Source organism: Companilactobacillus halodurans (assembly GCF_009600985.1).
GTDB lineage: Bacteria > Bacillota > Bacilli > Lactobacillales > Lactobacillaceae > Companilactobacillus > Companilactobacillus halodurans.
Map to the genome: position 1 here is coordinate 248,644 of NZ_VDFP01000001.1, position 12,666 is coordinate 261,309.

General features: G+C 33.8%; 13 protein-coding genes. 10 read left to right on the forward strand and 3 right to left on the reverse strand.

Going from position 1 to position 12,666, the window contains the following annotated elements; all coding sequences use genetic code 11:
• Positions 1-44: 44 nt before the first annotated feature.
• The 6 genes from FHL06_RS01250 (at position 45) to FHL06_RS01275 (ending at position 3,818) form a co-directional block, all read left to right on the forward strand.
• Positions 45-392: a hypothetical protein gene (locus tag FHL06_RS01250; RefSeq protein WP_153384424.1), complete on the forward strand. Its 348-nt coding sequence runs from the start codon at positions 45-47 to the stop codon at positions 390-392.
• Positions 393-507: 115 nt separating this feature from the next.
• Positions 508-888: a PH domain-containing protein gene (locus FHL06_RS01255; RefSeq protein WP_153384425.1), complete on the forward strand. Its 381-nt coding sequence runs from the start codon at positions 508-510 to the stop codon at positions 886-888.
• A gap of 93 nt (positions 889-981) precedes the next feature.
• Positions 982-1,158 carry a hypothetical protein gene (locus FHL06_RS01260; protein WP_153384426.1) on the forward strand — a complete coding sequence of 59 codons (177 nt, stop codon included), beginning with the start codon at positions 982-984 and terminating at the stop codon, positions 1,156-1,158.
• A gap of 142 nt (positions 1,159-1,300) precedes the next feature.
• Positions 1,301-2,038, forward strand: a complete 738-nt coding sequence (nfsA, locus tag FHL06_RS01265) for an oxygen-insensitive NADPH nitroreductase (RefSeq protein WP_153384427.1) — start codon at positions 1,301-1,303, stop codon at positions 2,036-2,038.
• Between the two features lie 229 nt (positions 2,039-2,267).
• Positions 2,268-3,107, forward strand: coding sequence for a helix-turn-helix domain-containing protein (locus FHL06_RS01270; protein WP_153384428.1), 840 nt, complete (start codon positions 2,268-2,270; stop codon positions 3,105-3,107).
• A gap of 60 nt (positions 3,108-3,167) precedes the next feature.
• Positions 3,168-3,818: an NUDIX hydrolase N-terminal domain-containing protein gene (locus FHL06_RS01275; RefSeq protein WP_153384429.1), complete on the forward strand. Its 651-nt coding sequence runs from the start codon at positions 3,168-3,170 to the stop codon at positions 3,816-3,818.
• 59 nt (positions 3,819-3,877) lie between these two features.
• Here FHL06_RS01275 and FHL06_RS01280 read toward each other — a convergent pair whose 3' ends face one another.
• Both FHL06_RS01280 and FHL06_RS01285 read right to left on the reverse strand, forming a co-directional pair.
• Positions 3,878-4,708 (reverse strand): aldo/keto reductase, encoded by an 831-nt coding sequence (locus FHL06_RS01280; RefSeq protein WP_162000258.1) that lies wholly within the window; start codon positions 4,706-4,708, stop codon positions 3,878-3,880.
• A 240-nt stretch (positions 4,709-4,948) separates the two neighbouring features.
• Entirely contained in the window at positions 4,949-6,025 is a 1,077-nt protein-coding gene (locus tag FHL06_RS01285) for a serine hydrolase domain-containing protein (RefSeq protein ID WP_153384431.1), read from the reverse strand.
• 187 nt (positions 6,026-6,212) lie between these two features.
• Here FHL06_RS01285 and FHL06_RS01290 point away from each other — a divergent pair, with 187 nt between their 5' ends.
• The 4 genes from FHL06_RS01290 (at position 6,213) to glyA (ending at position 9,950) form a co-directional block, all read left to right on the forward strand.
• Positions 6,213-6,761, forward strand: coding sequence for a LemA family protein (locus tag FHL06_RS01290; protein WP_153384432.1), 549 nt, complete (start codon positions 6,213-6,215; stop codon positions 6,759-6,761).
• A gap of 12 nt (positions 6,762-6,773) precedes the next feature.
• Complete coding sequence (htpX, locus tag FHL06_RS01295; protein ID WP_153384433.1) at positions 6,774-7,682, forward strand: zinc metalloprotease HtpX; 909 nt, start codon at positions 6,774-6,776, stop codon at positions 7,680-7,682.
• A gap of 210 nt (positions 7,683-7,892) precedes the next feature.
• Positions 7,893-8,702 carry a DNA/RNA non-specific endonuclease gene (locus tag FHL06_RS01300; protein WP_153384434.1) on the forward strand — a complete coding sequence of 270 codons (810 nt, stop codon included), beginning with the start codon at positions 7,893-7,895 and terminating at the stop codon, positions 8,700-8,702.
• A gap of 3 nt (positions 8,703-8,705) precedes the next feature.
• Entirely contained in the window at positions 8,706-9,950 is a 1,245-nt protein-coding gene (glyA, locus tag FHL06_RS01305; protein ID WP_153384435.1) for a serine hydroxymethyltransferase, read from the forward strand.
• Between the two features lie 65 nt (positions 9,951-10,015).
• Here the strand turns inward: glyA and FHL06_RS01310 are convergent, their stop codons facing one another.
• Positions 10,016-11,989 (reverse strand): BspA family leucine-rich repeat surface protein, encoded by a 1,974-nt coding sequence (locus FHL06_RS01310; protein WP_153384436.1) that lies wholly within the window; start codon positions 11,987-11,989, stop codon positions 10,016-10,018.
• Positions 11,990-12,666: the final 677 nt, after the last annotated feature.

The following is a 12,666-nucleotide window of genomic DNA, read 5'->3' on the forward strand; positions in this document are numbered from 1 at the left end:
TAATCGATACAATAAATATAATTGTATTTGTTGTCCAAAGTTCATTGACAAAAAAACTGAACACTTTAACTGAATGCAACAAAAGTGAAAATCAAAAAGATATCAGCACCAAAACGATTAATAAAAAAAATTATCAAAACGAATTGAATGTAAAAGGATTAACTAACAATTCAAATGTTGATTTGAATCCAGGTACAGTTGCTTTAGATGAAAATGGAAATAGTCCCACTCAAGAATATGAAGATAACTTGCAAAATAGCCTACTACCAAGTAAAACCGTGACTGGCGTTTTAATATTCGATATTGGAAAAGATAATGCCAATCCAATCAACCTAGAATTCTCCAATTCAGATTTTGAAACAATTGGCACTAAAACTTACAATATTAAATAATTTTTAAAAATCCATTCAAATTTCACTTGTAGCTTCTGATTGCTTTAATATACAATTACATTTTTATAACTTTAAACTACTCCATACAAAATCACAGCCGGAGGAGGGTTTTACTTTGAGTATACTTAGCGGACTAATGGGAAATGCTTCTAATTTCAGTAAAGAAGCTGTAAGAAAGGAACTTGGTTCTGTCTTAATTCCTGATGAAGAAATCGATTTAGCTTTCAAATGGGTTAGAAACATGGTGATTTTTACTAATTACCGCCTTATCGTCGTTGACAAACAAGGTGTTACTGGTAAGAAAACTGATTACAGAACACTCCCTTATAAGAGCATCTCTCGATTTAGTGTGGAAACTTCCGGTCACTTCGATTTGGATGCGGAATTAAAAATCTGGATTTCTAGCGCTACTGAACCAACGGAATCTTTACAATTTACTAAGGATAATAGTATTGACGCAATTCAACAGGCATTAGCGATTGCAATTTTGAAATAGACGCTTCGAAAAATTAGTCTTAATTACTACCCTATTTGGAACCATTGGAACTATACTTTATTATTCCAAAGGCAAAGACTGGAGGTAATTATTATGGCAGCACCTATCGAAGATAAAACTTTTAGAGGTCAAGAATTGATGATTATGAAAAACGCCATTGTCGATATTTTGACTATAAATTCTGTTAATATGATTATTAATTATCAAGTTGATCCAGACAAAGACAAACGTCCGATTCAACCGGGATTGGTAAACAAATTAAATTTTTAAACGTTAATAATAATGGAGCACAGTTCAATAAAAGAACATTGTGCTCCACTTTTTTGTCTCAAGGGTTATTACATTAAATTACGTTTCGTAAATGTTATGATAACAAAATGAGTTTTTAATTTTTGCAAAATGAGGTATAAATATGAATCAAACAATTGAAAATTTAATGAATCACGTCTCAGTCAGAGACTTTAAAGACCAAGCAATCAGTTCAGAAGCAAAAAGTAATTTAATTGCAGCCGCTCAAAGTGGCTCAACATCGGAATTCGTTCAAGCTTTCTCTATCATTGAAATAACGGATCCAAAACTTCGTAGTGAATTATCAGATATTACTATCAGCTCCCCACATGTTAAAAAGGCCGATACTTTTTACGTTTTCGTAGCCGATTTGCATCGTCAAGCAACAATGTTAGAAAAGCACCATCAAAATCTAGACAGTCTAAAGAATATGGAATCCTTACTTGTAGCTACAATTGATACAGCTATTGCTGCTGAAAATATGGCTGTGGCTGCTGAATCAATGGATTTAGGGATTTGCTTTATCGGAAGCATCCGCAACAACATTGAACAAGTTGCCAAACTATTGAATCTACCTGAATTGACCGTTCCCCTATTTGGAATGACGATTGGCGTTCCAAATCACAAGAACCAGCATAAGCCAAGAATGCCTAAGCAAAACCAAGTTGCTACTAATAGCTATGATGACCAAAGTTTCACTGATTTAAGTCAATACGACCAAACGGTCCATGATTATTACGCTGCTCGTGAAACTAACGCCAGTGACACTAACTGGACTGAAAAGAATTTAGCCATTTTCAAACAGATTCGTCGACCAGAAGTTGGCCCATTCTTGAAGAAACAAGGATTTAATCTCGATTAGTCTAAAATTTATTTTGCACAATAAATCAGTTCTTTACAAAAAGTTTAATAACAGGAATAGGCTAGTTTAGTTAGGTCCCCGGCCGTTTTCAATGGATTATCCAGATAACTTTACTGAAAGTTTACATAGTAATATACAAAAACTTTACATTAATTGAACACAAAATACACACTACTTCTATACCATTTACTTATAAAAACATTATATAAGAACAGTAGGTGTGAATAATATGGATAATTTAGGGGACATTTTGAAGGAGACTCGCCAGCAACGACAACTTTCTCAGTTAGAAATTGCGACGGATATCTGCTCTCAATCTACTCTTTCAGAAATTGAACATAATAAATACATTCCGAACATGCAATTATTGATCAACATTTGCCAACGGCTCTCTATAGATTTGTACGACTTATCTTTGGTAAACAGTTTTAAAATTTGTAAAGACAATTACTCGAATGCTAAAATCAATCGTCTTTATAGTAGTAGAAACTATCAAGCTCTTCAGAATTTTTTGAATCGACCAACAGTTATCGAATTAGTACAAACTAGCAAGCAAACCCAAGCATATTACTATTATTTAGCAATTTGTGCCCTACACTTGGAAAACAAGTTTGACAATGCTAAAGAACTTCTGAAACTATCGCTTGCCAGCACTGAACACAATCGCAAACAAACAGTTTTATCAAGAATTGGCAATATTACTTTGGCTTATGTTTATTCAAGACAAGGGTTGAAGAATGCAGCTTATCGGCAAATTTCTTTGGCTTTTAAAAAATTTGATAGAGCTACTTATGATGAAAATCTTAACGTTGTCTTTTACCTGGCATCCCTTTCCTACTACGAGTTATCTAAGTATGATTTAGCTATTAAGATGATTGAGAATGGCATTGATTTTATTCAAGAAAATGAGTCTCATTCCATGTTATTGAATAGTTTCCTTTTAATGGCAAATATTGCCGAAGCTATTAAAAATGAACCAAAAAATGTTCCCATCACAAAAGAATATCATTTCTTTAATAATTTCTTGCACGAGCGCAATGCTTATCGTTCAAATGAATTAGTTCAATAAACTAGTTTGCGTAACCCGGTTCTCAGTGACCCCGCCATCGTGATACAATCGTTTTAAAGGATGGTGTCAAACATGGAAGATACAGAACTCCTGCTTGAACAGTTGCAAGCAATCGCCCAGACTGGCAAACATTATAGTAAAGACGTTTTTGATCGCGAAAGATATGATCAACTTGAGTCTGTGGCTAAGAAATTAACTTCTCAGCTAGTCCAAAATTCGAGTAAAAAACAATGGAATATTTATTTCGACTCCGATACAGGGTACGTCACTCCTAAAGTTGATGTGCGAGCTGCCACTTTTAAAAATGATAAAATCCTTTTGGTGCGTGAAAAAAGCAGTGGTCAATGGTCAATACCTGGCGGTTGGGCTGACATTGGTTATTCAGCTGGAGAAATTGCTGAAAAAGAAACTTTTGAAGAAGCCGGAATCAAAGTGATTCCCAAGAAATTAATTGCTGTTAAAGATATGCAAAAAAATCATTACCCTAAAAAGAATTTAAATTATATTTATAAAATGTTCTTCGAATGCCAACCAACAGAAGATGACATTCACAGTGGCGTTGAAACTTCCGACGTTAAATATTTTAGTTTGGAAGAGGCCTTAGACTTGAATTTGTCATTAGCACGGAATTTACCTGCTGATTTTAAAATGGCCTTTGATTGTCACCTTAGTGATGACTGGCAAACATATTTGACTAAAATAATTTCTTAATAAAACTACAAAAGCGTAACAGCCATGATTAATAAATTGACTGATACGCTTTTTAATTTTTAAAATTCTTCATAAACTGCTGGATCTTGATCGTTAGTCCGACCATCTGGTTTAGTTAAATCATTGATTTTCTTCATATCATCGGAACTGATTTCAAAATCAAAAATATCTAAATTCTCACGTTGTCTTACTGGAGAAGCTGACTTAGGGATTGGAATCGTATCTAATTGATGTTCCCATCTAAAAATAATTTGACCAACTGTCTTGTGATACTTCTTTCCCAATTCAATTAGAACAGGATCTTTAAGAACTGAACTTGCACGCCCTAAAGGACTCCAGTCCATGGTAACTATGCCGTTGTCATGATCATATTTACGCATTGGAGCTTGATTGAAATATGGGTGCAATTCAATTTGATTGATAGCTGGTAAAATACCGGTTTCTGCCTTCAATTTATCCAAATGCTCTGGCAAGAAGTTGCAAACACCGATTGATTTTACCAATCCAAATTTTTGAGCATCAATCAAAGCTTGCCAAGCTTCCACATACATTCCACGTTTTGGATTAGGCCAGTGCAAAAGATAAAGGTCAAAATGGTCTAAATGTGCGCGATAAAGAGATTCTTGCAACGCTGTGATTGCATCTTGATGCGCATAGTAACGACCAGGCAATTTAGAGGTAATCGTCAATTCATCGCGATTAACTCCGCTTTCTTCGATGGCTTTACCAACTGTTCCTTCATTTTCATAATTATAAGCTGTATCAAGCATTTTATATCCATTATTAATGGCAGAAACAATACTTTGAACACCAGCATGACCGTTTAATTTATAAGTTCCAAAACCAAAATTTGGAATATTACGTCCATCATTTAATTTATACATAGATATGTTCCTCCTCAATTAACTATTATAAACGTACAATAGTTTTGATTCATAAACAAACAACTTAACCTTTTAGACATAGAAAAAGACCTACATCAATCCGTGATGTAGGTCTTTAGGCCACTTTACAGTAAATCTTTGGAATGTATAAAGCAGTCATTTTTAAATCACAGGTAGGCTACCTGCATTCCTTATCATACAGTAATTATTCATCAATTACTACACTTAAATGAATTCTTCTATGATTTATTGATTGGCCATTCCGTAAATCTGTTTGGCAATTGGTTTTACATCTGCTGCAAGACGTTGATAATTTTCTAAAACGACTACAGCATTTTGCCCATTATCTGAAATATGCATGACTGTTTGAAATCCGTATCCCCAGCCATTAGCAAAATTATCATTCTTCGCATGGTACAAACCGCCACCATAAGTACTGATGCTTCCTGACTTAAATAGTGTCTGACGTGAAGCTTTTGTCAACATGGGACCTGACATAATATAATGTTCTACTTTAAATAGATCATGTGTACTCATATAAACTTGTCCAGTTCCAAGTTCATCATATTCAAATGAACGTGGCGTAACCATTGGTTGTTTATAATTCAATGTTGCATTGAGCGGATCAGAATTATTATACCCTAAGGCTTTTTGAATGTTTGAAGAATCGTTGTAAGCAAAAATGGTTTTCTTTAAATGCAATTTCTTTACGTAATTATCAATAAAGAGTTTCCGATATGACTTACCCGTTAATTGTTCCAAAATACCACTGAGCAAATTATAATTTATCGCTTGATAATTCCACTTATTATAAAGCAAATTCGAAAATTTAATATTTTTCATATCAGCAGCAATTATTCCTGAGTCTGACAAAACTGAGCTTGGTCCGATATTACCCTTCAATGAAAGACCTGATGTCATATCTAACATCTGTCTAATCGTAATCCGGTCGCTACCAGGAACTTGTGGATAAAAGCGAGATAATTTAGTTTTTAAAGTCAATTTGCCCTTTTGGACTTCTTTCATAACTAGAGCTGCTGTCATCGATTTTTGGACCGAATCGATTTCATAGGCTGTATTCTTTTTATTATCGAGATTATTAGCATTGTCAGCATAGCCACGACTAGTGCGATAAATTGGTTTGCCATCTCTAATAACTAAGATGCTGCCTGAAAAGCCCTTTTGATCCAACAGTTGGTCCACTTTTTTTCCAAATTCATCATTAACTGAGGTGTCGATTTCACTGCTTGCCAAAACAGTTGGTGACGTAAAATTGGAAAAGAGCGCAAAGAGCATAAAAATAGATAAAATGATTTTCTTCATAATATTCACCTGGGGAAACCTGTGAATAAATGACCTTCCTTATTCACTGATTATAATTTATTTTTTAACAGAGTAATAATAATTTAACTCGATTTTATCGATAGTTGACATTCTGGATAGTTTCATTTAATACTCACTGATGAGCCATATGGTAAAATGGAAATAATTAAGAATAGAGGAGATTTAAATGACAACACTAATAATAAATGCAATAATCGTAATACTTGTTATTGCTTATGCTGGTATGTATAACAATCTTGTTAAATACCGCAATCGTGCTCGCGAATTTAGCTCACAAATCGACGTTCAATTAAAACGTCGGACAGACTTGATTCCTAACCTTGTCGAAACAGTTAAAGGTTACGCCAAGCATGAAAGAGAAACATTATCTAACGTTGTTGAATTAAGAAATAACGTAACTAATGCAAGTTCTTTACAAGATAAAGTAAAAGCTGATAGTGCCTTAACAGGTGCTTTAAGACAAGTCTTTGCACTTGCAGAAAACTATCCAGACTTAAAAGCTAATCAAGAATTCTCCCAGCTTATGGAAGAATTAACGAATACTGAAAATAAAGTTTCATATGCTCGTCAAGCTTATAATAGCCAAGTACAAGCATACGATACGGCAATTCAAACTTTCCCACGTAACATGATTGCTAAAATTCACGGATTTACAGAAATGCAGTTCCTTGAAATTCCTGACGTTGAAAAAGAAGCTCCAAAAGTTAAGTTTTAATCGAGGTAGACTATGATCTACGAACAAATTGATCGTAATAAAAGAAAGACCTATCTGATATTCTTCGTCTTCTTTTTGCTACTAGTTGCCTTAGGAAGTTTTATCGGTGAGTATTTTGCAGGTAATATTTACTCAGGAATTATTATTGCCTTAGTCATCGCGATTGTCTATACCCTAATTACTTATTTTCAATCCACCAGCATCGTTATGCAGATGAATGGCGCCAAAAAATTAGATTCTGCAAAGGATGCACCTGATCTTTTCCATATTGTTGAAGATCTTTCAATGGTCGCAAATATTCCTTTGCCAGATATTTATATTATCAATGACCCAAGTCCTAACGCCTTTGCAACTGGACGAGACCCAAAGCATTCAGCTGTAGCTGTTACTTCTGGATTATATGAAATGATGAATCGTGAAGAACTTGAAGGCGTCTTAGCCCATGAAATCTCTCACGTAAGAAATTACGACATCAGAGTTTCCACAATTTCAGTTGCATTATCTTCAGCCATCATCCTCATTTGTTCAATTATTGGCAACGCCTATCGATTTTGGATTCCGATGAATGACGATGACCGCGATAATAACAATTCTGGAATCATCAGACTCGTATTATGGTTAGTAGGTTTAATTTTTATTATCATTGGACCACTAATTGCCAGTCTCGTTCAAATGGCTATTTCAAGAAATCGAGAATATCTTGCAGATGTATCTGGTGCTGAACTTACTCGTAATCCCCAGGGATTGATCAATGCTTTAGAGAAATTAAAGCAGAGTACTAAGCCAATGCAAAAAGTAGACGATGCTAGTGCATCCCTTTATATTGATGATCCTACAAAGAAAAAACACTTTTCAGGATTATTCGATACTCACCCACCATTGGATAAACGAATAGCAGCTTTAAAGAAGTCTTTTCAATAATAAGAATATAATGTTTTTATTTAAAATAATCTCGGCTGATTCAATTTAATTGGTCGAGATTTTTATAGTTAATTTAAGAATCATACTTCAGATTTTGTAGTTTCCGAACGAATTTTTTATTATTGTAAATATTGTTCAACATTTCTGAAAAGTTATGATAAAATCATATTTGAAGATTTAATAAATCTTCGTAGTGAGGGAAAAAGAATTATGTATATGTTATTGCTCGTTTTATTGGGCGCAATTATTTTATTTACTACTTTCATGGTCAAACCGAAGCGTCGCATTCATCGACGACTAGTTTCATTAGGAATTGTCTTGGTCATTGCCGGTGGTTCAGGTATTTATGAATCATTTCAAGGTAATCCTCCAAACCAAAGCAATCAATCTAATCAAACTGAAACGACCACTAGTTCCAACACAGATTTAGCGAACTTGAATTACCAAAGCAGTCAAGAAATTGAGGTCAATAATAATACCCCTACCTTCACAAAATCCGAACTAACCACTTCAAACGGTGCTTGGCAAAAATTTAGCGACTTAGATAATTTGAACCGAGCTATTGAAGCTGATGCATTATTAAACAAAAGCCTGATGCCTACTGCTAAGCGTGAAAGCTTGTACGTTAATCCGACAGGTTGGCACAACAAGCGAATCAAAGGTGGCTGGCTTTATAATCGCTCGCACTTGATTGGTTATCAATTAACAGGACAAAATAATAATCCTAAAAATTTGATGACTGGAACTCGTTCTCTAAATTCACCGGAGATGCTCAAACACGAAAATGATATTGCTTATTATTTGAAACAAAATCCAAATAATTATATCAGGTATCGTGTTAAGCCAATTTATCGTGGCGACGAATTAGTTGCTCGCGGCGTTCAAATGATGGCTGAATCAATGAATTCTTCAGGTCAACCAGACAAACAAGTTTCCTTCAACGTGTATATTTTTAACATTGAAAAAGGTGTTAAGATTAATTACAGCGATGGTACCAGTGTAGTTAATAATAATTATTAGGAGATGGTCGTAGTGCAATATAGTACAGGTGATAAAGAAATTTTTGATCTAATTAAAAAGGAAGAAGACCGACAAAATAGAAATATTGAGTTGATTGCTTCTGAAAATATTGTTTCCGACAACGTTAGAAAAGCTCAAGGTTCAGTTCTAACTAATAAATATGCCGAAGGTTATCCTGGTCGTCGTTACTATGGTGGTTGCGAATATATTGACCAAATCGAACAAATTGCAATTGATCGTGCTAAAAAGCTTTTCAATGCCGAATACGTTAACGTCCAACCCCACTCAGGTTCACAAGCCAATGCTGCCGCTTATCAAGCCGTTTTAAAGCCTGGTGATTCCGTGCTTGGAATGAGCTTAAATGCTGGTGGTCACTTAACTCACGGTTCAAAAGTTAATTTCTCTGGTAAAGTTTACAAGTTTCACTCATACGGAGTTAATGCGCAAGGTTTAATTGACTACGATGACGTTTTAAAAATTGCTGAAGAAGTAAAACCAAAACTAATTGTCGCTGGTGCTTCAGCATACAGTCGTATCATTGACTTCAAAAAATTCCGTGAAATTGCTGATGAAGTTGGTGCTTACTTGATGGTCGACATGGCTCACATTGCGGGACTTGTTGCCGTTGGCTTGCACCCTACTCCAGTTGGCGTAGCTGACATCGTTACAACAACTACACATAAAACTCTTCGTGGTCCACGTGGTGGAATGATCCTAGCTAACGAAGAACTTGGTAAGAAACTTAATTCTGCTGTCTTCCCAGGAACACAAGGTGGTCCTTTGGAACACGTTATTGCTGGTAAAGCCGTTGCTTTTGGTGAAGACCTCCAACCAGAATTCAAGACTTATATGGAACAAGTTGTAAAAAATGCTGCCGCAATGGCAAAAGTAATCAATGATTCTGACAATCTATCAGTTTTAACTGGTGGTACTGACAATCACTTGCTTAACGTTGTCTTAACTGAAAGTGGCATGAACGGTATGGAAGTTCAAGACTTACTTGATTCAATCCATATCACAACTAATAAGGAATCTATTCCAAATGACCCCTTGCCACCTAAGTTCACATCTGGCTTGCGTTTAGGATCACCTGCCATCACTTCAAGAGGATTTGACGAAGAAGATTGTAAAGAAGTAGCTCAAATTATCGTTGATGCTATCAAATATCACGATAACCCTGATGAATTAAAGAATTTGGATGCACGTACAAAAGCATTGACTGACAAACATCCAGTTGAAACAAACTAAGACTATCCAAAAAGACCAATCCTTATTCTGAAATGAATAAGAACTGGTCTTTTTTATATTTTATATTAGTTTAATTTTTGAACATCTGATGAAATGACAAACTCATTAGTAGCCACTCGATAATATAATTTTCCATTTATTACTGTTGTTCTATCGCTGTACCAATCTGTCAATGGAGCTAATCCTCGATTACTTTTAGTCCCTTCTGCTTTTAACAATGTCTTATTTGTACCGTGAATTGTTTCAATATTGATGAAATTATCTTTATAAATATATACTTTATTAGCTTTAACCCATTCATTAGTAGCAATCCGATAGTAAGTATTATTACCAATCTTTAGTTTTTTATCACTATACCAATCAGTATTTTTATTTAAAGCCCGATTGGTTACTTGTATCATCTTATTGTTGGAATTGAATGAATAAAGAGATACTGGTGGTTGATCACTAAATGTAGCCAACAAATTATTTTCAGTACTCAAATTAAATTGAGGAGCTTTATCATTATTGGATTCGTGTGTAGTTGGAATATTTATATTCTTAATTTTTTTGTAAATCACTTTTTCTTCTGTAGTAATTGTTCCATTAGCATTAACTTTGGCCTTAACTGTTTTTTTAACGTGAGTATAGCCAGATACATCGGGCACTTTTACTTCAACAATTTGACCAATAGCTCCTTTAACGTTTTTAACAACTTTATTTCCAAGGTTAGATTTAATTGAAACATCCGAAATAACATTTTTATCAATTTGTTTGGAATATTTTACCGATTCATCCGTTGTGATTGTACCATTTTCATTTACAACTGCTTCAACAGTTTCTTTATCAGCAGTATAACCAGATTTGATAGGTACCTTTATATTTAAAACATCCCCAATATTACCAGATACATCAGTAACTGTCTGTGGTCCTAAGTTTGATTGAATAACCAAATTTGCAGTTCTCTTAGGATCTGGTACAAAAGTATCAACAAAATACTTATCTTTTTCTTCTTTGGAATATGGATAACGAATTACTCTTGAATTATCGTAATAATCAGAGATACTAGCAGTAGAAAAAGACTTATTACCTTGAGGATCTTTGGCAGTACCATTTCCAATATTGACCCAGCGTTTAACATTTTTAGCTGGTAAAACAGTATTTTTAGTAAATTGATTTAATGTACTTAACTTAATTGACTGTAAATGAGTACCTACAAACATTGTCGAGGTATCCGTTACTTTACCCGCTGTATATAATCCCCAGCTAGATAAATCAATTGTCTTCAGAGCTGAATCATTTTCAAACATATTTTTTACATTTTTTAAAGATGCTAAGTTGCTGTACGGATCATCAACAACAAAATTAACATTAACACTTTCCAACCCTATATCATTAGCAAACATTTTTTCCAAAGTCATCGCATTATTTAAATCCCACTGAGATAAATCAATCGATTTTAATGACGGATCATTTTCAAACATATGTGACAAATCCAAAAACCCTCTTGTAGTCATTCCCTTTAAATCAGGCAAATCTATACTTGTTAATGAAGTATCGCCACTAAATGTACCTGTCCAATAACTAAGATTTGTCGCATCAATCTTATCCCAATTTTTAAAATCAGTTAAATTGGTCAAATTTGCAAAAAGGTAATTAGCATATTTGGGCATTTTAACAATTCCATCAAATGAAATAACTTTAATATTCGACGAATATTTAGCCCATGGTGAGGTCTTAGTTTTATTATCATTATTTGAAATTGTACCTTCCTCTAAGTGTAATGTACTATCATTTTTTGTTATATACCACTGTGTATCTTCAGTTTCTCCGGTACCATAATCCCCACTTGCAATAATATTACTTGGTTCTTCTGTTCCATTTTTTGAATTTGCAACATTATTTGAATCACCATCTTGAACATTTTGAACTTGATCTGTTGATATTCCTTGTGCTTTAACTATATTGGATGGTGATAATAAAAATCCTAATCCACTAATTATTGATATACCAGAAGCAATAATCAATTTCTTTTTCAATCCAAACCTTTGAAACTGCATAATATCCCCTTACCTTCATATAATATTAAACAATTACCGCCTCGATTATAGATGGTAAGAAGTCCAAGTTCAATTGTTAAGTATAATTATTTTTATTAAGGAATAAATAATACATTCAAAAAATCATAACTATGATAGATACGACTATTCAAGCTCTCCGAAAGTATATAAATTGTGTATTATTACATATTCCAATAATTTTCTAGAGCATACCGTTGGAAAAATAACGAAACTCAAAAAGGGTTCTTATGACATTTAAGTGCAGTCTAAGCCCTGCTTTTTATTTTCCTCAAAAACAAAAATCCCAATTCATACAAAATAATTGTACGAATTGAGATTTTTTAATTAATTGAAACTTAGAAAAACAAATTTTTATTCATTATTTCACAGCATCTTTCGATATGTACTTTGTATCTGAACTTAGGCCCAAAACACCATTAGTAAGTAACTTACTATTCTAATTATAAAGTCTAGTAAGGCTATTGCTAAAGATGCGACATATGCAATTTATTATATTTTATTTTTCCCCTTTTTTTAAAAAAATTAAATTCGAAAATTACAAGAACAAGTTAGCCACTTGTCCAAAAATAAATACGAAATATATCAGTACCAGAAAAGTACATTTCTAAACTCCACAGAAACTAGTGAATAGTTCCCGTGGAGTTTTGTAGTTTAAC